Source organism: Roseateles cavernae, assembly GCF_040187885.1.
GTDB lineage: Bacteria > Pseudomonadota > Gammaproteobacteria > Burkholderiales > Burkholderiaceae_C > Roseateles_E > Roseateles_E cavernae.
Map to the genome: position 1 here is coordinate 155,902 of NZ_JBDPLH010000005.1, position 21,192 is coordinate 177,093.

General features: G+C 66.2%; 21 protein-coding genes. 3 read left to right on the forward strand and 18 right to left on the reverse strand.

Annotated elements, in window-relative coordinates; all coding sequences use genetic code 11:
• From ABGI63_RS15720 to ABGI63_RS15760, 9 genes are all read right to left on the reverse strand, one after another.
• Nucleotides 1–651: radical SAM protein (locus ABGI63_RS15720; RefSeq protein ID WP_349743316.1), on the reverse strand; the 651-nt coding region annotated here is incomplete at its 3' end.
• A 43-nt stretch (nt 652–694) separates the two neighbouring features.
• Nucleotides 695–2,116, reverse strand: coding sequence for a replicative DNA helicase (gene dnaB / locus ABGI63_RS15725; RefSeq protein ID WP_137941789.1), 1,422 nt, complete (start codon nt 2,114–2,116; stop codon nt 695–697).
• Between the two features lie 164 nt (nt 2,117–2,280).
• The gene (gene rplI, locus ABGI63_RS15730; RefSeq protein WP_137941788.1) at nt 2,281–2,733 is read right to left on the reverse strand and encodes a 50S ribosomal protein L9; all 453 of its coding nucleotides are present in this window, start codon (nt 2,731–2,733) and stop codon (nt 2,281–2,283) included.
• A 13-nt stretch (nt 2,734–2,746) separates the two neighbouring features.
• On the reverse strand, nt 2,747–3,037 hold the full coding sequence (gene rpsR, locus ABGI63_RS15735) for a 30S ribosomal protein S18 (protein WP_137941787.1): 291 nt from the start codon (nt 3,035–3,037) through the stop codon (nt 2,747–2,749).
• 17 nt (nt 3,038–3,054) lie between these two features.
• Entirely contained in the window at nt 3,055–3,402 is a 348-nt protein-coding gene (priB, locus tag ABGI63_RS15740) for a primosomal replication protein N (RefSeq protein ID WP_262969534.1), read from the reverse strand.
• Nucleotides 3,403–3,408: 6 nt separating this feature from the next.
• The gene (rpsF, locus tag ABGI63_RS15745) at nt 3,409–3,774 is read right to left on the reverse strand and encodes a 30S ribosomal protein S6 (protein ID WP_137941786.1); all 366 of its coding nucleotides are present in this window, start codon (nt 3,772–3,774) and stop codon (nt 3,409–3,411) included.
• A 183-nt stretch (nt 3,775–3,957) separates the two neighbouring features.
• Nucleotides 3,958–6,054: a sodium:solute symporter family protein gene (locus ABGI63_RS15750; RefSeq protein ID WP_349743317.1), complete on the reverse strand. Its 2,097-nt coding sequence runs from the start codon at nt 6,052–6,054 to the stop codon at nt 3,958–3,960.
• 103 nt (nt 6,055–6,157) lie between these two features.
• Nucleotides 6,158–7,279, reverse strand: a complete 1,122-nt coding sequence (locus ABGI63_RS15755; protein WP_349743318.1) for a fatty acid desaturase family protein — start codon at nt 7,277–7,279, stop codon at nt 6,158–6,160.
• Nucleotides 7,280–7,286: 7 nt separating this feature from the next.
• Nucleotides 7,287–8,351 carry a ferredoxin reductase gene (locus ABGI63_RS15760; RefSeq protein WP_349743319.1) on the reverse strand — a complete coding sequence of 355 codons (1,065 nt, stop codon included), beginning with the start codon at nt 8,349–8,351 and terminating at the stop codon, nt 7,287–7,289.
• 164 nt (nt 8,352–8,515) lie between these two features.
• On the opposite strand from ABGI63_RS15760, the gene fabR reads away from it, so the two are divergent.
• Complete coding sequence (gene fabR / locus ABGI63_RS15765) at nt 8,516–9,193, forward strand: HTH-type transcriptional repressor FabR (protein WP_349743320.1); 678 nt, start codon at nt 8,516–8,518, stop codon at nt 9,191–9,193.
• A gap of 63 nt (nt 9,194–9,256) precedes the next feature.
• On the opposite strand, the gene ppsA is transcribed toward fabR, so the two are convergent.
• The gene (gene ppsA / locus ABGI63_RS15770; protein WP_349743321.1) at nt 9,257–11,665 is read right to left on the reverse strand and encodes a phosphoenolpyruvate synthase; all 2,409 of its coding nucleotides are present in this window, start codon (nt 11,663–11,665) and stop codon (nt 9,257–9,259) included.
• A gap of 199 nt (nt 11,666–11,864) precedes the next feature.
• Here ppsA and ppsR point away from each other — a divergent pair, with 199 nt between their 5' ends.
• Together ppsR and ABGI63_RS15780 are read left to right on the forward strand one after the other, a co-directional pair.
• Nucleotides 11,865–12,686 carry a posphoenolpyruvate synthetase regulatory kinase/phosphorylase PpsR gene (gene ppsR / locus ABGI63_RS15775; RefSeq protein ID WP_266005847.1) on the forward strand — a complete coding sequence of 274 codons (822 nt, stop codon included), beginning with the start codon at nt 11,865–11,867 and terminating at the stop codon, nt 12,684–12,686.
• Entirely contained in the window at nt 12,686–13,564 is an 879-nt protein-coding gene (locus tag ABGI63_RS15780) for an EamA family transporter (RefSeq protein ID WP_349743322.1), read from the forward strand. Before ppsR ends, ABGI63_RS15780 begins: the two co-directional genes overlap by 1 nt.
• Here ABGI63_RS15780 and ABGI63_RS15785 read toward each other — a convergent pair.
• The 8 genes from ABGI63_RS15785 to bamA are packed head-to-tail and all read right to left on the reverse strand — an operon-like array spanning nt 13,553 to nt 21,169.
• The gene (locus ABGI63_RS15785; RefSeq protein WP_349743323.1) at nt 13,553–14,335 is read right to left on the reverse strand and encodes a TrmH family RNA methyltransferase; all 783 of its coding nucleotides are present in this window, start codon (nt 14,333–14,335) and stop codon (nt 13,553–13,555) included. The two genes, ABGI63_RS15780 and ABGI63_RS15785, sit on opposite strands and share 12 nt — an antisense overlap.
• The gene (gene rnhB, locus ABGI63_RS15790) at nt 14,332–14,970 is read right to left on the reverse strand and encodes a ribonuclease HII (protein WP_432767431.1); all 639 of its coding nucleotides are present in this window, start codon (nt 14,968–14,970) and stop codon (nt 14,332–14,334) included. Before rnhB ends, ABGI63_RS15785 begins: the two co-directional genes overlap by 4 nt.
• Nucleotides 14,939–16,078 (reverse strand): lipid-A-disaccharide synthase, encoded by a 1,140-nt coding sequence (lpxB, locus tag ABGI63_RS15795; RefSeq protein WP_349743325.1) that lies wholly within the window; start codon nt 16,076–16,078, stop codon nt 14,939–14,941. The genes rnhB and lpxB overlap by 32 nt, the downstream gene beginning before the upstream one ends.
• A gap of 4 nt (nt 16,079–16,082) precedes the next feature.
• Nucleotides 16,083–16,871, reverse strand: coding sequence for an acyl-ACP--UDP-N-acetylglucosamine O-acyltransferase (gene lpxA, locus ABGI63_RS15800; RefSeq protein ID WP_137941775.1), 789 nt, complete (start codon nt 16,869–16,871; stop codon nt 16,083–16,085).
• Nucleotides 16,872–16,891: 20 nt separating this feature from the next.
• Complete coding sequence (gene fabZ / locus ABGI63_RS15805) at nt 16,892–17,332, reverse strand: 3-hydroxyacyl-ACP dehydratase FabZ (RefSeq protein WP_137941774.1); 441 nt, start codon at nt 17,330–17,332, stop codon at nt 16,892–16,894.
• Between the two features lie 8 nt (nt 17,333–17,340).
• Entirely contained in the window at nt 17,341–18,387 is a 1,047-nt protein-coding gene (gene lpxD / locus ABGI63_RS15810) for a UDP-3-O-(3-hydroxymyristoyl)glucosamine N-acyltransferase (RefSeq protein WP_349743326.1), read from the reverse strand.
• Nucleotides 18,384–18,893 (reverse strand): OmpH/Skp family outer membrane protein, encoded by a 510-nt coding sequence (locus ABGI63_RS15815; RefSeq protein WP_272645529.1) that lies wholly within the window; start codon nt 18,891–18,893, stop codon nt 18,384–18,386. The genes lpxD and ABGI63_RS15815 overlap by 4 nt, the downstream gene beginning before the upstream one ends.
• The gene (gene bamA / locus ABGI63_RS15820) at nt 18,893–21,169 is read right to left on the reverse strand and encodes an outer membrane protein assembly factor BamA (protein WP_349743327.1); all 2,277 of its coding nucleotides are present in this window, start codon (nt 21,167–21,169) and stop codon (nt 18,893–18,895) included. The genes ABGI63_RS15815 and bamA overlap by 1 nt, the downstream gene beginning before the upstream one ends.
• Between the last annotated feature and the right edge of the window lie 23 nt (nt 21,170–21,192).

Sequence of the window (21,192 nt, forward strand, 5' to 3'; positions counted from 1 at the left end):
GGCGCGCGGCTCCATCAGCCGCGCCAGCTGCGGGTCCAGGGTGGTGATAGACAGATAGACCGAGGCCAGGCCGCGCGCCGCATGCGGCGCGATCAGGTCCAGATCGCGCTCGACGCCCGATGACTTGGTGACCAGCGAAAACGGGTGCCGGCATTCGCTCAGCAGCGCGATCAGCCCGCGCGTCAGACCCAGGCGCCGCTCCACCGGTTGGTAGGCATCGGTGGCCGTGCCCAGCACCAGGGACAGCGGCCGGTAGCCTGGCTTGCTCAGCTCGGCGCGCAGGCGCTCCACCGCATTGACCTTGGCGATGATCTTGGTCTCGAAGTCCAGGCCCGGCGAGAGGTTCAGATAGCTGTGGGTCGGGCGCGCAAAGCAGTAGATGCAGCCATGCTCACAGCCCCGGTAGGGATTGATCGATCGATCAAAGCTGATGTCGGGCGACTGGTTGCTGGAGATGATGCTGCGCGCGCGCTCCTCGATGATCTCGGTCTGCGGCGCCAGATGCTCTTCTTCGGCGCACTGGTCCAGCGTGCCCCAGCCATCATCGAAGACCTCGCGCTCGGCGCGCTCGAAACGGTGGGCGATCTGCCAGGCGCTGCCACGCCCCTTCTGGACGGTCGCTTGGCTCGGGTCGGGCTGCTTGATTGGCATACTGTTAATTTATACAGCATGCCAGGACTTGTCGAGAGGCCGCTCAGTATTCGTCGCCGCCGGGGCTCACATAGCCGGGCGCCAGGTTCTCGAACTTGGTGTGCTGGCGCGCAAAGGCCAGCTTGACCGTGCCGACCGGGCCGTTACGCTGCTTGGCGATGATGATCTCGGCAACGCCCGGCTCCTTGCATTCATCCTTGGTGTAGTACTCGTCGCGGTAGATGAACATGATGATGTCGGCATCCTGCTCAATGGCGCCGGACTCGCGCAGATCGGACATCATCGGCCGCTTGTCGGGCCGGGTTTCGACCGAGCGGTTCAGCTGCGAGAGCGCGATCACCGGGCACTTCAGCTCCTTGGCCAGCGCCTTCAGGCCGCGCGAGATCTCGCCGATCACGGTGGCACGGTTTTCCTCGTTGCCGCCGTTGCCGCTCATCAGTTGCAGGTAGTCGATGATGATGAGGCCGAGCTGGCCGCTGATGCGGGCCTGGCGACGCGCACGGGCGCGCACCTCGCTGGGCGACAGGCCGGGGCTTTCGTCGATATAGATATGGGCCTTGCCGAGCTTGTCGACCGCCTCGGACAGGCGGCCCCATTCGTCGTCGGCCAGTCGGCCCAGGCGCAGGCGGCTCTGGTCGATGCGCCCGACCGAGCCCACCATACGCAGCGCCAGCTGGGCCGCGCCCATTTCCATCGAGTAGATGACGACCGGCAGGCCTTCGTTGATCGCGACGTTCTCGCCGATATTGACGACGAAGGCGGTCTTGCCCATCGAGGGGCGTGCGGCCAGGATGATCAGGTCGCCGGGCTGCAGGCCGGCGGTCATATTGTCGAGGTCGTAGAAGCCGGTGCGCACGCCGGTCACGTCCTCGGCGCCGTTCTCGGCCAGCTCGTTGACACGGTCGATCAAGGCGACGACCAGGTTGTCCATGCTCTGGAAGCCCTGGCCGCTGCGATTGCCTTCCTCGTTGATGCGGAAGATCTTGCCTTCGGCCTCGTCGACGATGTCCTTGACCGCCCGCCCCTGCGGGTTGAGCGCCGCGCTGGCGATCTCGTCGCTGGCACTGACCAGCTTGCGCAGCACCGCGCGCTCGCGGACGATTTCGGCATAGCGGCGCAGATTGCCGGCGCTCGGCACGCTTTGCGCCAGATCGTTCAGATAGGCCAGGCCGCCGCAGTCCTGGGCCTTGCCAAGCGAGGTCAGCTCCTCGAACACCGTCACCACATCGGCCGGCTTGCCGGCATTGATCAGCTTGCCGATCGAGGCATAGATCTGCTTGTGCTCGTAGCGGTAGAAGTCGGCGTCGGTCAGCATATCGCCGGCGCGGTCCCAGGCGGTGTTGTCGATCAGCAGCCCCCCGAGCACGCTTTGCTCGGCTTCGACCGAATGCGGCGGCACGCGCAGGCGGGCCACTTCATCGTCGTGACCGCTGGGAGTGGGAGCAGAGGAGAAGATCGCAGACATGGCGGTTTCAGGGCTCTGTGGATAAAGCTGTGCAAAAGCGCTGAATAGCGGATGAACAACTCATCCGCCCAGAAGGCAAAAAGCCGACGGCTCGAAAGTCGTCGGCTTTTCTGATGGTGCAGCCCTGTTCAGGTCACACCAATCGGGGTTTGCTCGCGTTGGGCTTATTCTGCCTCGGCAACCACTTGCACGGTCACTTCCGACACCACATCGGTGTGCGGAGCGACGCTGACGGCGAACTCGCCGACGGCCTTCAGCGGGCCCAGCGGCAGACGGATCTGCGACTTGCTCACGGCGAAGCCCAGCTTGCTCAGCGCATCGGCGATGTCGGCATTGGTGACCGAGCCGAACAGACGGCCGTCCACGCCAGCCTTCTGGCTGATGCGCACAGTCTTGCCGTTCATGCTGTCGCCCAGGGCTTGGGCGGCGGCCAGCTTCTCGGCGGCGGCCTTTTCCAGTTCGGCGCGCTTGGCTTCGAATTCCTTGATCGCGGCGGCCGTAGCACGGCGTGCCTGGCGGGTCGGGATCAGGAAGTTGCGGGCGTAGCCGTCCTTGACCTTGACGACGTCGCCGAGGTTGCCGAGGTTCGCGACCTTTTCAAGCAGGATGATTTGCATGTTGGGTGTCTCCTCAGACCTTGTGCTGGTCGCTGTACGGCAGCATGGCCAGGAAGCGCGCGCGCTTGATGGCAACCGTCAGCTGACGCTGGAAGAAAGCGCGCGTGCCGGTCAGACGAGCGGGCGTGATCTTGCCGTTTTCGCCGACAAAGTCGCGCAGGGTGTCGATGTCCTTGTAGTCGATCTGCTCGACACCGGTGACGGTGAAGCGGCAGAAACGCTTGCGGCGGAACAACAGCGATTGTTGGTTGCGCTTGGGCTTCTTGTCTTTGGAGAAGCGACCTTTACCACGTGGCGGGGGCATATTAGACCTCTTTCAATTCAATCCGGATTCGAACAATGTGGCGTGGGACCGGGCGTCAGGGCGGTGATGTGGAAGATCGTTCCACGACCGTTGCGCATGGCGCTGAGGAAACCCGTGAACAGGGCATTGCCTCCGACACCAAGCGCCTGAACGCGCTTGCAGATCTCACCGATGGCCACCGCACGTATCTCCATCGAGACCTTGCGGGGCCTGCCTGCTTCCTGCACCTGGGATTCATGCTTCAAGCTGAAGTCCAGGGCCGTCTGGCCGGCCGGCGTGTATCTGATCAGTCCCAGCTCAAGCAGCTGCGCTTGCAAAACCAGTTGATTCACCGGCGTTTGCGCGTTGGGCTGCGCGAGCGTCACCAGCGCTTAGGCGTGGGCTTCTTGCTGAGGCGCCTTGCGAGCCTCTTCACGCTCGACCGACTTCATCATCACCGACGGGGTGGTCTCAGCCTTGGGCTTGACGACGGTCAGGTGACGCAGCACGGCGTCGTTGAAGCGGAAGCCGGTCTCGAGCTCAACCAAGGTTTCCTTGCTGCACTCGATGTTCAGGCACAGGTAATGGGCCTTGGCCAGCTTCTGGATCAGGTAGGCCAGTTGACGGCGACCCCAATCTTCGACGCGATGCACAGCACCACCGCCAGCGGTGATCAGGCCCTTGTAGCGTTCCAGCATGGCCGGAACTTGTTCGCTTTGATCCGGATGGATCAGCAGAACGATCTCGTAATGACGCATAGATACTCCTTGTGGATTCCAGACCGCTGGGCTCTCGTGAACCCGCCCGGCCTGAGGAAGCCGCCCCACAGCGTCAGCAATCGTGGGTACGGCAAGGGGGAAAGCCCGCGAGTATAACGCGAACTGCGATGCGGCCGCAATGCGCCGTGGGCCAGAGACCTTGAAGCCCTCTTTCTCGACCGCTCAAGGCGGCATGCGCACCGCATCGACGAATTCCTGCTGGGCGCGGCGCGGCGCCGGGCTCAGCAGGCTGACGATGACGATGGCCGCCGCGCCGGCCGGCACGCCGAACACGCCGGCCGAGATCGGCTGTATGCCCCACCACAGCTCGGGCACGCCGGGCAGCTTCAGCGCCGCATGCAGCCAGGGATGGGCGGTGATCATGTAGTAGGCCGTCACGCCCAGGCCCACCAGCATGCCGGCCATTGCGCCCCAGCGATTGGCGCGCTTCCAGAACACGCCCAGCACCAGGGCCGGCACAAAGGCGGCGCCGGCAAAGGAAAACGCCGCCGACACCAGCAGCAGGATGTCGGCCGGCTTTTGTGCCGCTACCGCCGCCGCGGCCAGCGCCGTCAGCAGCAGCAAGGTCTTGGAGATCATCACCCGCTGGGTCGCCGAGGCACGGGGGTTGATGATGCGGTGGTAGACGTCATGCGCCAGCGCGCTCGAGATCGTCAGCAGCAGGCCGTCGGCGGTGGACAGCGCGGCGGCCAGCCCGCCGGCCGCCACCATGCCCGAGACCACATAGGGCAGCCCGGCCAGCTCGGGTGTCACCAGCATCACGATATCGCTGCCGATATACATTTCGCCGAGCTGCAGGACGCCGTCGCGATTGATGTCGCTGACCGAGAGCAGGCCCGGGTCCACCTTGCCCCACTGCGCGATCCAGCCCGGCAACTGGTCGAACGGCGTGCCGACCAGGGTGTTGAAGACCTCGAACTTGACCATCACCGCCAGCGCCGGCGCCGTGAAATACAGCAGGCCGATGAAGAGCAGCGACCAGCCGACCGACTCGCGCGCCTCGCGTACCGAGGGCGTGGTGTAGCAGCGGTTCAGGATGTGCGGCAGGCCGGCGGTGCCCACCATCAGGCAGAACACCAGGGCCAGGAAGTTGCGGCGCGATTCATCGAAGAGCTGCACCTGCTGGGCATCGCCGGCCGGGTCGCCGGCAAAGGCCTGGGCATGCGGCGGCATGCCGGCCAGCGGCCTGGCGCGGGCCTCGTCGGCGGCCATCAGCCGCAGCCACAGCTCGCGCGCCTCGGCCGGCGTCTTGGGCAGGGCCGCCAGACGCTTCTCGGCCGCCTGGATCTGCGCCAGCGGCGCATCCTCGGCCTTCAGGCGGGCGACATGGCGCAAGGCTTCGGCCCGCTCGCGCGCCAGCGCCGCCGGCACATCGCGCAGCTTGCGCTCATAGGCCTGCACCCGCTCGCGCAGCGCCTGGATCACCTGCTGCTCGGCCGGGTCGCTCACCAGCTCGCGCTCGCGCTCGCTGATCTTCTGCACCTGATAGCCATAGACGGCCTGCGGCACCGGCACTCCGGTCTGCTTGACCGAGAGCCAGATCACCGGCACCAAGTAAGCAATGATCAGGATGATGTACTGCGCCACCTGGGTCCAGGTGACCGCCCGCATGCCGCCGAGAAAGGAGCACACCAGCACCCCGCCCAGGCCGACGAAAACGCCGATCTCGAAGGTCAGGCCCGAGAGCCGCGTCGTGATCAGGCCAATGCCATAGATCTGCGCGACCACATAGATGAAGGACACACCGATCGCCGACAGCGCCGCGATCAGCCGCACCGCATTGCTGCCGTAGCGCTCGCCCAGAAAGTCGGGCACGGTGAACTGACCGAAGCGGCGCAGATAGGGCGCCAGGCACAGGGCCACCAGGCAGAAGCCGCCGGTCCAGCCCAGCACAAAGGCCAGGCCGCTGTAGCCGGACAGGTAGAGGGTGCCCGCCATGCCGATGAAGCTGGCCGCGCTCATCCAGTCGGCCCCGGTGGCCATGCCGTTGTAGAAGGCCGGCACGCGCCGGCCGGCCACGTAGTACTCGGTCGCGTCGGTGGTGCGGCTCAGCACGCCGATACCGGCGTAGACGCCGACGGTGGCGAACAGAAAGGAAAAGCCGATCCAGCTCTTGGACAGGCCCAGCCGCTCCAGCAGGGCCAGCAGCAGCACGAACAGCACAAAGCCCAGCGTGTACCAGGCATAGATGCGGTTCAGCCGCGCCTTCAATCCTGTGGCGGGCGTGGCTGTGGCGGACGGGGCGGTGGGGATGCTCACGCGCGGGCTCTTGTTTTCAAGCCGGCATCATGCGGGTGCCCGCACGCCGCGGCTATAGCGGCGAACCCGGGGCGCGCACGCCCCTCGCCCGGATGGTCAGGACTTAGGAGTTCGCGCTGGCCAGGCGGCTGGCGCGCGGGCTGCTGGGCAACGCATGGCGCAGGATGCGCCAGATCACCTGGCCAAACTGCACGGGCAGCGAGCCGGTGTTGTAGTGCACGCCATAGCGCTTGCAGATATCGCGCACCACCGGCGCCATCTCGACATAGCGGTTGGCCGGCACATCGGGGAACAGATGGTGCTCGATCTGGTGGCTCAGATTGCCGGACAGGGTGTTCAGCACAAAACCACCCGCCAGGTTCGACGAGCCGCGGATCTGGCGCCAGTACCAGTGCGCGCGGGTCTCGTTCTTCAGCACGCCCTTCGGGAAGGTCTCGACGTCGGTCGTGAAGTGGCCGCAGAAGATGATGGTGTAGGTCCAGATATTGCGCAGACCGTTGGCCACCAGATTGCCGCTGGCCACCACCAAAAAGCCCGGGCCGGCCAGCAGCGGGAAGATCAGATAGTCCTTGATCAGCTGGCGGCTCATCTTCTTGAGCACCGGCACGCCGGCGCGGCGCAACTCGGCGCGCGCGGCCTTCTTGCGCTTGCCGAACAGCTGGCCCAGGCGCAGGTCCTGGATCGCGACGCCCCACTGGAACAGCGCGGCAAAGACCAGCGCATACAAGGGCTGGAACAGCGCCGCCGGGGTCCAGCGCTGCTCGGGGAACAGGCGCAACACGCCATAGCCGATGTCGTCGTCCAGGCCGTGGATATTGGTGTAGGTGTGGTGGCGGAAGTTGTGGGTCTTGCGCCAGTTGTCACTGGTGCCGATGATGTCCCACTCGAACTGCTTGCCCTTCAGGTGGGGGTCACCCATCCAGTCGTACTGACCATGGATGACGTTGTGGCCCAGCTCCATATTGTCCATGATCTTGGACAGCGCCAGGCTCAGCGTGCCCAGTACCCAGCAGCCGATCAACCAGGGCGTCGGCAGAAAGGCACCGATCATCAGCAGCGCGCGGCCGGCGAACTCGGTCCAGCGCACGGCCTTGAAGATATTGCGGATATAGCGCGCATCGCGCTCGCCCAGATCGGCCACGGTCTTGGCGCGCAGGGCTTCGATCTCGGCGCCGAACTTCTCCAGTTCGTCATTGGCGAGATTGCGGGTCAGGGATTTGCTCATCTTGTTCTCAAAGATCCAGGCTGATGTCGCTGCAGGCACGGCTCACGCACAGGCGCAAGGCGCTGTTCGGCTCGTGATCGCGCTCACCGGTGTCGATGTTCTGGGCCAGGCCCTCGTGCTTGGTGCAGACGCAGCTGTGGCAGATGCCCATGCGGCAACCCGAGGGCGGGCGCAGCCCTTGAGCCTCCAGCGCGCTCAGCAGGTTGTCGCCCGAGCTGATCGTCAGGCTGCGGCCGCTGCGGCGCAGCTGCAAGGTGACTTGATGGGCATTGTCGACATTGAGTGGCGCGGCCGGCGAGAAGGCCTCGGCCTGGAAGCTCTGCACATGCGGGCGCAGCAGCTGGCGCGCCGTCTCGACAAAACCGCCGGGGCCGCAGCCCAGCACCTGCAGCTCGCCGAGCTGGGCCAGCGGGCCGAGCAGCGCCTCCAGCGGGGCCGCAGCGATGCGCGTGGCCGGCGTCGTCGGGTCCTGGGTCAGCTGCAGATGCAGTTTGAAGCGCGGCTCGCGGGCCGCCAGCGCTTGCAGCTCCTCGGCAAAGCACAGCTGCTCGGCCGTCTGGGCCCAGTAGATCATGGTCAGCGAGGCCGGCATGCCATCGGCAGCCAGCGCGCGAGTCAGCCCCATCAGCGGCGTGATGCCGCTGCCGGCGGCCAGGAACAGCCAGTCGCCCTGCGGCTTGGCCGGCAAACCCATCTCGCCATAAGCCTGGTCCAGCGGCAGCACATCGCCGACCCGGACCTCGTCGCACAGATGGTTGGACAGCAGCCCGCCCGCGACCCGCTTGACGGTGATCGCGATGCGGCCGTCACGGCGGGGAATGTCGGTCAGGCTGTAGCTGCGGGTTACCAGCCGACCCTTGATCTCGGCACCGATATTCAGATGCTGGCCGGGCCTGAAGCCACGCCAGTGGCGATTCGGCTTGAGCACCAGCGTGACGGCGTCGGAGGACTCGGCCCGCCGCTCGACCACGCGCGCCAGCGGCCGCTCCCAGGTCCAGGTGCGGTTCAGATGGCCGAGCCAGAAGTCAAAGACAGCGGGGTCGACAAGGGGTTTGGCGAGGCGGCGGAGCAATCCGACGCGCGCTGGAGCAACAGAAGACACGAAAAACACTCCGTTCGGCGCGGCCCCATCAAGGCCGGCAAGATTCGGGAGACAGTATACGGGCATAAACACATTCGTCTATACAGATGTATATCAATCGCCCTTCGGTATGATGCGCACTCTCGCACACCACCATGACAAGCCTTCTACTCAGCCCCGCCGACACCTTGCCGGACCCCCTCGCCCCCGCGGGCCCGGGCCGCAAGGCGGTGATTTCGCGTGAGGACATCGTGCAGGCCGCACTGAAGCTGGTCGGGCCACACCGCAGCGTCTCGACCCTGAGCCTGCGCGAGGTGGCCCGCGAGGCCGGCATTGCGCCGAACAGCTTCTACCGCCAGTTCCGCGATATGGACGAGCTGGCCGTGACCCTGATCGACATGGCCGGCCAGTCGCTGCGCGACATCATCGGCGAGGCACGGCGGCGCGCCAGCGACGGCAGCTCCGTGGTGCGCAGCGCCGTCCAGGCCTTCATGGAACAGCTGCGCTCGGACGACCGGCTGCTGCACATCCTGCTGCGCGAGGGCACCGTCGGCTCGGACGCCTTCAAGCATGCGGTGGACCGGCAGCTGCTGTTCTTCGAGGAAGAGCTGCGCGTCGACCTGATCCGCTTTGCCAGATCCAACAACACCGGCCTCTACGAGCCGGCGCTGACCGCCAAGGCCATCACCCGGCTGGTCTTCGCGATCGGCTCCACCGCGATGGACATGCCCCACGACAAGCTGCCCGAGCTGACCGAGCAACTGGTCATCATGGTGCGCATGATCGTCACCGGCACCCAGACCCTGGCGGTGGTCGGCTCGCCGGACCGCTGAGGCCCGCCCCCAGCAAGAAAAAAGCCCGCTGTCGCGGGCTTTTTTTGCTTTCATTCAAGCGGCTCAGCGCTTGGCCAGGCGCTGCCAGGTCTCGATCACCGAGTCCGGGTTCAGCGAGATCGAGACGATGCCCTCCTGCGCCAACCAGTCGGCGAAGTCCGGATGGTCGCTGGGGCCCTGGCCGCAGATGCCGATGTACTTGCCGGTGGCGCGGCAGGCGGTGATCGCGCGCGAGATCAGCGCCTTGACGGCCGAGTCGCGCTCGTCGAAATCGCCGGCCAGTTGCTCCAGGCCCGAGTCGCGGTCCAGGCCCAAAGTCAGCTGGGTCAGATCGTTGGAGCCGATCGACATGCCGTCGAAATGTTCCAGGAAGGCCTCGGCCAGGATGGCGTTGGACGGCACCTCGCACATCATGATGATGCGCAGCCCGTCCTGGCCGCCCGACGCGGCGCGCTTGAGGCCGCGCTCGGCCAGCATCGCGACGACGCGCTCGGCCTGCTTCACGGTGCGCACGAAGGGCACCATGATCTCGACATTGCTCAGACCCATCTCGTTGCGCACGCGCTTGAGCGCCTCGCACTCCATCGCGAAGGCGTCGGAGAACTCGCCGCTGATATAGCGCGAGGCGCCGCGGAAGCCCAGCATCGGGTTCTCTTCATCGGGCTCATAGCGCGAGCCGCCAATCAGCTTGCGGTACTCATTGCTCTTGAAGTCGGACAGACGCACGATCACCGGGCGCGGGAAGAAGGCGGCCGCGATCGTCGCGACCCCCTCGACCAGCTTGTCCACATAGAAGGCGCGCGGCGAGGCGTGGCCGCGCGCCACCGACTCGACCGCCTTCTTCAGGTCGGCATCGATATTCGGATAGTCGAGGATGGCCTTGGGGTGGACGCCGATATTGTTGTTGATGATGAATTCCAGCCGCGCCAGGCCGACGCCGGCGCTGGGCATCTGGGCGAAGTTGAAGGCCAGCTGCGGGTTGCCGACGTTCATCATGATCTTGATCGGGCAGTACGGCAGCTCGCCGCGATGCACCTCGCTGACCTCGGTCTCCAGCAGGCCGTCGTAGATGAAGCCGGTGTCGCCCTCGGAGCAGACCACGGTCACCAACTGGCCGTCCTTGAGCTTCTCGGTCGCGTCGCCGCAGCCGACCACGGCCGGGATGCCCAGCTCGCGCGCGATGATGGCGGCGTGGCAGGTGCGGCCGCCGCGGTTGGTCACGATGGCGCTGGCGCGCTTCATCACCGGCTCCCAGTTCGGGTCGGTCATGTCGGTGACCAGCACATCGCCGGGCTGGACCCGGCCCATATCGGCAATGCTCTCGACCAGGCGCACCGGGCCGGTGCCGATCTTCTGGCCGATCGCGCGGCCCTCGGCCAGCACCGCACTCTGCCCCTTGAGCTTGTAGCTCAGCTCGGCCTGACCCTCGGCCTGGCTCTTCACCGTCTCGGGCCGGGCCTGCAGGATGTAGATCTGGCCATCGACGCCGTCGCGGCCCCACTCGATGTCCATCGGGCGCTGATAGTGCTGCTCGATGATCATCGCGTACTTGGCCAGCTCGATCACCTCGGTGTCGGTCAGCGAGTAGCGGTTGCGCGCCTCGGGCACGGTGTCCACGGTCTTGACCAGCTTGCCGGAGGCGGCCTTCTCGTCCGGCGTCGCAAACTCCATGCGAATCAGCTTGGAGCCGAGGTTGCGGCGGATGATGGGCAGCTTGCCTGCCTTCAGCGCCGGCTTGTGAACATAGAACTCGTCAGGGTTGACAGCGCCCTGCACCACCGTCTCGCCCAGGCCGTAGCTGGAGGTGATGAAGACCACGTCCTTGAAGCCGCTCTCGGTGTCGATCGTGAACATCACGCCGGCCGAGCCCAGGTCGGAACGCACCATGCGCTGCACGCCGGCCGACAGCGCGACATCGGCATGGGCAAAGCCCTTGTGCACGCGGTAGCTGATCGCGCGGTCGTTGTACAGCGACGCGAACACCTCCTTCATCTTGTGCAGCACCTCCTCGATGCCGATCACGTTCAGGAAGGTCTCCTGCTGGCCGGCGAACGAGGCGTCGGGCAGGTCTTCGGCGGTCGCCGAGGAACGCACGGCGAAGGACACGCCGGGGTTGTCGGCCGTCAGCTGCGCGAAGGAGCTGCGGATGGCCTTTTCCAGCTCGGCCGGGAAGGGCTGCGCCTCCAGCCAGCCGCGGATCTCGGCGCCGGCCTCGGCCAGCGCGCGCACATCGTCGGTATCCAGCGTGGACAGGCGCGCCTCGATGCGCTTGTCCAGGCCCTCGTACTTGAGGAACTCGCGGAAGGCGTGGGCCGTGGTGGCAAAGCCGCCGGGCACACGCACACCGGTGGCGGAGAGCTGCGAGATCATTTCGCCGAGGCTGGCGTTCTTGCCGCCAACGACCTCGACATCGCTCATTCTCAGATGTTCAAACGGGACGACCAGGGCGGTCGACTCAAAACGTGCAGACATGGGAAGGCTCCGTGATGTTGAAAATTCGGGGCTCCCACCGTGAGATTCACGGTCTGGACGCGCACAGCCACGGCTCCACCATTTCTGGATTCTTGTAGGAGGCGGGCGGGCTGCATGGAGAATGGGCGTCGCGGGATGTTGGCGCCGATTCTACGGGCAAGCGCCACTATGATGTCCAGGCACTTAGAAGCAGCACCCTATGCCCAATCGCACCGTGTATTTCGTCTCGGATGGCACCGGCATCACCGCCGAGACCTTCGGCAACTCCATCCTGGCCCAGTTTCCGACCAAGCCGCGCCATGTGCGCCGTCCCTTTGTCGACACGGCCGAGAAGGCCTATGCGGTGGTGCGCGAGATCAATGAGACCGGCGAGCGCGAGGGCAAGCGCGCCATCGTGTTCGCGACCCTGGTCGACCGTGATGTGCTAAAGATCATGCGCGACCACTGCACCGGCCGGGTGCTGGACATGTTCGGCACCTTCATCGAGCCGCTGGAAGACGAGTTCGAGGTCAAGTCCAACCACCGGGTCGGCCGCTTCTCCGACATCGCCCGCAGCCAGGAATATCACGATCGCATCGAGGCCATCAATTTCTCGCTGGCCCATGATGACGGCCAGTCGGCCAAGAACCTCGATGTGGCCGATGTCATCCTGGTCGGCGTGTCGCGCAGCGGCAAGACACCGACCTCGCTGTACCTGGCCATGCAGCACGGCGTCAAGGCCGCCAACTACCCGTTGATCCCCGAGGACTTCGAGCGCGGCAAGCTGCCCGCCTCGCTGGCGCCGCACAAGAGCAAGTGCTTCGGCCTGACCATAGACCCGGAGCGGCTCTCGCAGATCCGCAACGAACGCCGCCCCGGCAGCAAGTACGCCGATATCCTAAACTGCCGCTACGAGATCAACGAGGCCGAGAAGATGATGAAGCGCGACGGCATCGCCTGGCTGTCGTCGACGCACAAGTCCATCGAGGAAATCGCGACGACGATTCTGCGCGACATCCGGCCGGATCGGCTGATCTACTGATGCCCCTGTCCGCCTTGGCGCTGGTGCTGCTGGCGGCGGTCTTGCATGCGCTATGGAACCTGGGTGCCAAGAGGGCCAAGGGCGACCACCATTTCGTCCTGGCCAGCACCCTTGGCATCAGCGTATTGTGGGCGCCGGCTGCGCTCTATATGGGCTGGCAGGAGTTGCCACAATGGTCGCTGGAAGTCTGGCTCTGCGCGCTGGCCAGCGCGGTGCTGCATCTGGCCTACTTCAATAGCTTGTTGAAGGGCTACCGGGTCTCCGACCTGAACATCGTCTACCCGGTGGCGCGCGGCAGCGGACCGCTGCTTTCCAGTCTCGCCGCCGTACTGCTGCTGGGCGAAAGCCTCGGCCTGCATGGCGCGTTGGGCTTGGCCGCCATCGTGGCCGGCATCGTGCTGATCGCGGCCGGTCCGGAGCTGTGGCGCAGCGTCGGCAGTGCCGAGGCCCGCGCGCGCCGACGACTCGGCATTCTCTGGGGAGCGCTGACCGGATTCACGATTGCCGCTTACACCGTGGTGGACGCCTATGCGATCAAGGTGCTGCTGGTTTCTCCGTTGCTGATCTCCTGGGTGGGCAATGTCTTCCGTCTCCCCTTCGCCCTGCCAGCCGTGCTGCGCGACCATGCCGGCTTCATGCCGGCGCTGAAGCGGCAATGGCCCTATGTACTGATGATGGCGGTATTGAGCCCGACGGCCTATCTGCTGGTGCTGTACGCGATGCAACTGGCACCGCTGTCGCGGGTGGCGCCGATGCGCGAGCTGTCGATGCTGGTCGCGGCCCTGCTGGGCGGGCAGTTGCTCAAGGAAGATGAGCGCCACTGGCGACTGCTGGGCGCCGGCTGCATCGCCGGCGGCGTGATCGCGCTAGCCCTGTAGCCGCTGCCTCGCCGATTCGTACAGGCAGATCGCCGCCGCGCTGCCGACATTCAGCGACTCTTCGCCGCCCGGCTGCGGAATGCCCACGGTCAGCGCGCAGCGCTGCATCAGCTCGGGCTGCACGCCCTGCCCTTCATGGCCCATGACCCAGGCGCAAGGACTGGGTAGCTGAAGCTGATGCAGTTGCTGGCCGGCATGCGAGCTGGTCGCGACCAGGGGCACGCCCAGCGTGTCGAGATCGGACGGGGCCAGGCCCTCGATCAGGCGCAGGCCGAAATGCGCGCCCATGCCGGCGCGCAGCACCTTGGGACTCCACAGTGCGGCCGTGCCCTTCAAGGCCAGGATCTGGCGGAAGCCCATCGCCGCCGCATTGCGCAGAATCGTGCCGACATTGCCGGCATCCTGCAGCCGGTCCAGCACCACCGAGTCCAGGCCCGGCGTCAAGATCTGGCCCTCGGCATGGGGAACCTCGAAGCCGATCTGCGCCGGCGACTCCAGGCCGCTGAGTGTCTTGAACAGGGCGTCCGGCACCACCAGCACCTTGGGCGCGGCATCGGCCAAGGCCTGCAGCGCGGGCGATTGGGCATAACCGGTCTCGGTCACCACCGCCAGGTTCACCGCATGGCCGCGCTGCAGGCAGGCGCGCACCAGATGGTCGCCCTCCAGCCAGACCGAACCCAGCTTGCGGTAGGCGCTGCCGTCCTGCGAGAGTTTGCGCAGGCGCTGCAGCACCGGGTTGTCGCGCGAGGTGATGTGCAGAACTTGGCTCATGAGGATTCCAGCAACTGTCGCACCGGGCCGAAGCTGCGCCGGTGCCAGGCGCACGCGCCATGGGCGCGCAGGGCCGCGAGATGGTCGGCGGTCGGATAGCCCTTGTGGCCGGCGAAGCCATATTCGGGATGCAACTCGTGCATGGCCAGGCATTGGCGGTCGCGCGTGACCTTGGCCAGGATGGAGGCGGCCGAGATCGCCTGCACCTTCGAATCGCCCTTGACGATGGCCTCGGCCGGGATCTTCAGCACCGGCAGGCGGTTGCCGTCGACCAGCACCTTGGTGGGCTTGAGCCGCAGGCCCTCGACCGCACGACGCATCGCCAGCATTGTGGCCTGCAAAATGTTGAGCCGGTCGATCTCCTCGACGCTGGCCTCGGCGATGCAGCAGCACAGCGCCTTCGCGCGGATCTCATCGAACAGGCGCTCGCGCTTCTTCTCGGTCAGCACCTTGGAGTCGGCCAGGCCCAGGATTGGGTGCAGCTCGTCGAGGATCACCGCCGCGGCCACCACCGGCCCGGCCAGCGGGCCGCGGCCGGCCTCGTCGACGCCGGCGACCAGGCCGGGCGCGTCCCAGCTCAGGCCCAGCTGTTGCGGCATGGGCTCAGGCATGGCCGATGACCTTCGCGATCGCAGCGGTGGCCAGCTGAGCCGTGTTGCAGCGCAGGGTCTCGTGCTGCTGCTGGAAGCGCGCTTGCGCCCGCGCGTAGCGCGCATCGTCGTTCAGCCAGGCCAGGCCCTCACGCGCCAGCGCCGCCGGCGTGCACTCGTCCTGCAGCAGCTCGGGCACCAGAAACTCATTGGCCAGCACATTGGGCAGGCCCACCCAGGGCTGGTAGCGCCGGCTCTTGATGCGCTGCCAGTTGAGCCAGTGCATGCGGTAGGCAATCACCATCGGGCGCTTGAACAGCGCGGCCTCCAGGGTCGCCGTGCCGCTGGCCACCAGCGTGATGTCGCAGGCGGCCAGCGCCTCATGCGAGCGGCCATCGAGCAGCAGCAGATCCAGCCCCGTTGGCAGCAGCGGCGTGATCAGCTCGCGCAGCCCCGGCGCCACCGGCATCACGAAGCGCAGCCCGGGCCGCGCGCGCTGCATCAGCAGCGCGGCCTGCAGCAGCGGCGCGGCGATGTAGCGGATCTCGCTCTTGCGGCTGCCCGGCAGCAGGGCCACGACGGTATCGCCCTCGCCCAGGCCCAGCGCCGCACGGCTGGCCGCCTTGGGCGGCTCCAGCGGGATCGCATCGGCGAGCGGATGGCCGACATAGCTCGCCGCGATGCCGGCGCGCTGCAGCAGCTCGGGCTCGAAGGGGAACAGGCACAGCACATGGTCGACCGAGCGACGGATCTTGTCGACACGCTCGCCGCGCCAGGCCCAGATCGAGGGGCAGACGAAGTGGATGGACTTGATGCCGGCGGCCTTCAGCTGCGCCTCCAGCGCGAAGTTGAAGTCGGGCGCGTCGATGCCGATGAAGGCCTGCGGCGCATCGGTCAGCAGCCGGGCGGCGAGCTGCCGGCGGATAGACAGGATCTCGCGCAAATGCAGCAAGGCATCGACATAGCCGAAAACCGAGAGCTTGTGGTGCGGCCACCAGGCCTCGAAGCCCTGGGCGGCCATGCGGGGGCCGCCGATGCCCTGGGCGGTGAGGTCCGGCCAGCGCTGGCGCAGCCCCGGCAGCAGCAGGCCGCCGAGCAGATCACCGGAGGCCTCGCCGGCCACCATGCCAAAGCGGGGCGCGGTGTCCTTCATCGTGTCAGCGGATGATGCCGCGCGTGGCGCCGTGCAGGAAGTCCCGCATCAGCTGCACCGTGTCCTTGGCCTCGGGATGCGAGGCCTGCAGGCCGGCCATCTCGATCTCGGCCTGGGCCACGGTCAGACCGCGACGGTAGAGGATGCGGTACATCTGCTTGACCGCATTGATCTGCTCGGGCGTGAAGCCCCGGCGCTTCAGGCCTTCCTGGTTGAAGCTGCGCGCCTCCGCAGTGTTGCCGGCCGCCATGATGAAGGGCGGCAGGTCCTGGAACAGGATGGAGCCCATGGCCGTCATGCTGTGCGCGCCGATATGGACGAACTGATGCACGACGGTGAAGCCGCCGAGGATGGCCCAGTCGCCGACATGCACATGGCCGGCCAGCTGCGCGTTGTTGGCGAAGATGGTCTTGTTGCCGACCTTGCAGTCATGGGCCAGATGCACATAGGCCATGATCCAGTTGTCGTCGCCCAGCGAAGTGATGCCGTCGTCCTGCGTCGTGCCGCGGTTGAAGGTGCAGAACTCGCGCACCACATTGCGGTCGCCGATGATCAGCTGCGTCGGCTCGCCGGCGTACTTCTTGTCCTGCGGCGCCGCGCCGATCGAGCAGAACTGGAAGATCTGGTTGTCGCGGCCGATCGTCGTCGGCCCCTGCAGCACGCAGTGCGCCCCCACCGTCGTGCCGGCGGCTATCTTCACGCCGGCCTCGATGACGGTGTAGGGGCCCACCTGGACCGAGCTGTCCAGCTCGGCCTTGGGGTCGATCAGGGCCGTCGGATGGATCTTGGACATGGCTCGCGACTCCGACGGGTTCAGCAGTCGATGCGGCGCATCGTGCACATCAGCTCGGCCTCGCAGGCCAGCTCCTCGCCGACCCAGACCTTGCCGGTGAACTTGTAGATCGAGGCCTTGGCGCGGTCCAAGGTGACGTCCAGCACCAGTTGGTCGCCCGGCTCGACCGGACGCTTGAAGCGCGCGCCGTCGATGCCGGCGAAATAGCAGACCGTCTTGTCGTCCAGCTCGGCATCCAGGCTGACCAGGGTCAGCACGGTGGCGGCCTGGGCCAGCGCTTCCAGCATCAGCACACCGGGCATCACCGGGCGGTGCGGGAAATGGCCGAGGAAGTGCGGCTCGTTGATGCTGACGTTCTTCAGCGCGCGGATGCGCTTGCCTTTTTCGATCTCCAGCACGCGATCGACCAGCAGCAGCGGATAGCGGTGCGGGATCTTCTTGAGGATCTGATGGATGTCCATGGATGTCGTCATAACTTCTTTTCAAGCGCCCGCAGGCGCTCACGCAGCGCGTGCAATTGTCTCAATGTGGCGGCGTTCTTTTCCCAGCTCGCATTGTCGTCGAAGGGAAACACACCGCTATAGGTGCCGGGCTTGGCGATCGAGCGGGTCACGACGGTGGCAGCCGAGACATGCACGCCATCGGCCAGGCTCAGATGGCCCAGCACGATGGCGCCACCGCCCACCGTGCATTGCCTGCCGATGACGGCACTGCCGGCCACGCCGGCGCAGCCGGCCATCGCCGTGTGGGCGCCGACGCGCACGTTGTGACCGATCTGCACCAGGTTGTCGAGCTTGACGCCATCTTCCAGCACCGTGTCGCCCAGCGCACCGCGGTCGATGCAGCTGTTGGCACCGATCTCGACATCGTCGCCGATGACGACCGCGCCGAGCTGCTCGATCTTTTCCCAGCGGCCCTGCCCGTCATCCGATTTTGTGGGCGCGAAGCCGAAGCCGTCGGCGCCGATCACCGCGCCGCTGTGCACGATGCAGCGCGCGCCGATGCGGCAGTCAAAGCCCAGCGTGACGCGCGGCGCCAATCGGCTGTCGGCGCCGACGCTGGCGCCGCGCTCGAGCACGCAGTGTGCGCCGATGCGCGCGCCGGCAGCAATGCGCACACCGGCCTCGATCACGGCCAGCGGCCCGATGTCCACGCCCTCGCCCAGCTCGGCATCAGGATCGATCACCGCGCTCGGGTGAATGCGGGCCGGCGCGGACGGACGCACCCGCGCGGCCCACCACTGGGTCAGCCGGGCAAAGTAGAGATAGGGATCGGGCGTGACGATGTAGGCGCCGCCGCGCTCGGCAGCGGCCTCGGCCATCGCCGGGCCCACGATCACGCAGCCGGCCTGGCTGGCCGACAGCTGCGAGCGGTAGCGCGGGTTGGCCAGAAAGGCGATGGTGGCGGCGTCCGCGCCCTCCAGCGGCCCGATGCGCGCGAGGCGCAGATCGGAGGCACCAACAAGATCGCCGCCCAGGGCGGCGATCACTTCGTTCAGCGGGGCGCTGAAGCTCACTTCTGCGAGTTGAGCGCGTCGATCACCTTCTTGGTGATGTCGATGCGGTTGCTGGCGTGCAGCGCATCCTGCACGATCAGGTCGTACTTGTCGGCGTCGAAGATCTGCTTGATGACCTTGTTGGCCCGCTCGACCAGCACCGACAGCTCTTCGTTCTTGCGCTGGGTCAGGTCTTCCTGCCACTCGCGGCGCTTGCGCTGCAGGTCGCGGTCGGCCTCGACCAGATCGCGCTGGCGACGGGTCTTCTCGGCCTCGCCCAGCGTCGGGGCATCCTTCTCCAGCTTGTCGGCGGCGCCGCGCAGCTTGGTTTCCAGATCCTTCAGCTCTTTCTCGCGCTTGCCGAACTCGGCCTCCAGCTTGAGCTGTGCTGCCTTGGCCAGATTGGCCTCACGCATCACGCGCTCGCTGTTGACGTAGCCGATCTTCACTTCTTGCGCCTGCGCCGACAGCGTCGATGCACACACCATGGCGGCCAAGGCCACCGATTTCAACAGCTTGCTCTTCATCAGAATGCAGTCCCGATCTGGAATTGGAATTTCTCGATTCTATCCGTGGGCTTCTTGCGCACCGGCGAACCATAGCTCATCTTCAACGGCCCCATGGGAGAAAGCCAGCTCAAACCGATACCGGCCGAGGCCCGTACCGAGTCGCCGGTGATCTTCTCACCATCGCGCCACACATTGCCGGCATCCATGAAGCCGAACAAGCGGAAGGTCTTGTCATTGCCAGCCCCTGGAACGGGCACATAGAGCTCGGCGTTGACATTGATACGGCGGCTGCCGCCCGAATAGGAGCCGGTCACGTCGACTGGGCCGAGCGAATTCGCCTCGAAGACCCGCACCGAACCCAGGCCGCCGGCATAGAAGTTCTTGAAGATCGGGTAGGGGCGACCGCCGATGCCCTTGCCCCAGCCCAGCTCGCTGTTCAGGCCCAGCGTGAACTTGTTGCCCAGCGGGATGTAGTGCTGGTATTGCAGATTGGCACGCGCATAGCGCGAATCGCCGACCGCGCTGAGCTCCAGATTGACGCGCTGGTACTTGCCCGAGGTCGGCGACAGGATGCTGTCGCGGTCGTCGCGCTGCCAGCCGATCGTGAACGGGATCGCCATGCTGGACGAGCCGAACTGATGGCGGAACAGGAAGTAGCTATTGGGCAGGCCGGCCGAGGTGGTGATGCGGGTCAGCTCGTAGCCGAGGCCGAAAAACACCGTGTCGACCTCGGAGAAGGGCACGCCGAAGCGCACGGCGGCGCCATGGCTGACCAGCTCGTACTCCTCGCCCAGCGTGTTGATCGGCTTGGTCGTGCGGTAGAACAGATCGATCGCACGCGACACGCCGTCGACCGTGAAATACGGGTCCACCGTGCTAAGCACCAGCGCACGGCCGGTCTTCGCGGTGTTGACCTCGATGCCCAGGTAGTTGCCCGAGCCGAACACATTGTCCTGCTTGATCGAGCCCGACAGCGACAGGCTGTTGGCGCTGGAGTAGCCGGCGCCGACCATGATGTTGCCGGTCGGGCGCTCTTCGACCGTCAGCGTCACATCGACCTGGTCGGGCGCACCCGGCACCTCGGTGGTGTCGATCTCGACTTCCTTGAAATAGCCCAGGCGCTCGACGCGGTCGCGCGAGGCCTTGATGCGGCGGCCGTCGTACCACGCCGACTCGAACTGGCGGAACTCGCGGCGTATCACCTCGTCGCGGGTGCGCGTGTTGCCGGAGATGATGACGCGGCGCACATAGACGCGGCGCTGCGGCTCGGCCACAAAGGTCACGACCACCTGGCCGGTGGCGCGGTCGATCTCGGGCCGGCTCTCGACGCGCGCAAAGGCGTAGCCATAGGTGCCGTAAAGATCGGTAAAGAGCCGGGTTGTCTGGGCCACGGCCTCGCCGCGATAGGGCTCGCCGGGCTTCAGCGCGATCAGGCTCTTGAAGTCTTCCTCGCGGCCGAGGAACTCGCCTTCGAGCTTGACCTCGGTCACCGTGTAGGGCTGGCCTTCGTTGACGGTGATCGCGATATTGATGCTCTGCTTGTCCGGCGAGATCGTCACCTGGGTCGAGGTGACGGCGAACTCCAGATAGCCGCGATTCAGATAGTAGGAGCGCAGCGTCTCCAGATCGGCATTGAGCTTGGCGCGCGAGTAGCGGTCGGTCTTGGTATACCAAGTCAGCCAGCCGCTGGTGGTCTGCTCCAGCAACCCGGTCAAGGTGCTCTCCGAGAACACCTTGGAGCCGAGGATGCGGATCTCGCCGATCTTGGCCGGTTCGCCCTCGGTCACGGCAAAGCTGACGTTGACACGGTTGCGCTCCAGCGGCGTGATGGTGGTGCTGACCTCGGCGCCATACAGGCTGCGGGTCAGGTATTGCCGCTTCAGCTCCTGCTCGGCGCGGTCGGCCAGGGCCTTGTCGAAGGGCTTGCCTTCGCCGATGCCCACGTCCTTCAGCGACTTGGTCAGCGCCTCGGTGTCGAACTCCTTCAGACCGATGAAGCTGACATTGGCGATGATGGGCCGCTCCTCGATCACGACCACGGCCGAGTCGCCGTCGATCTGGATGCGCACATCCTTGAACAGGCCGGTCGCGAACAGCGCGCGCAGCGCGGCCACGCCCTTCTCGTCGTTGTAGGTGTCACCGATGCGGAAGGGCAGCGATGCGAACACGGTGCCGGGGTCGGTGCGCTGCAGACCCTCGACGCGGATGTCCTTCAGCACAAAAGGATCGACGGCCCAGGCGGCGCCCGACTGCAGCGCGGCGGCCAACGCCAAAGCCAGGATTGACGGGCGCATCAGCGCAGACTTGCAATGAGATG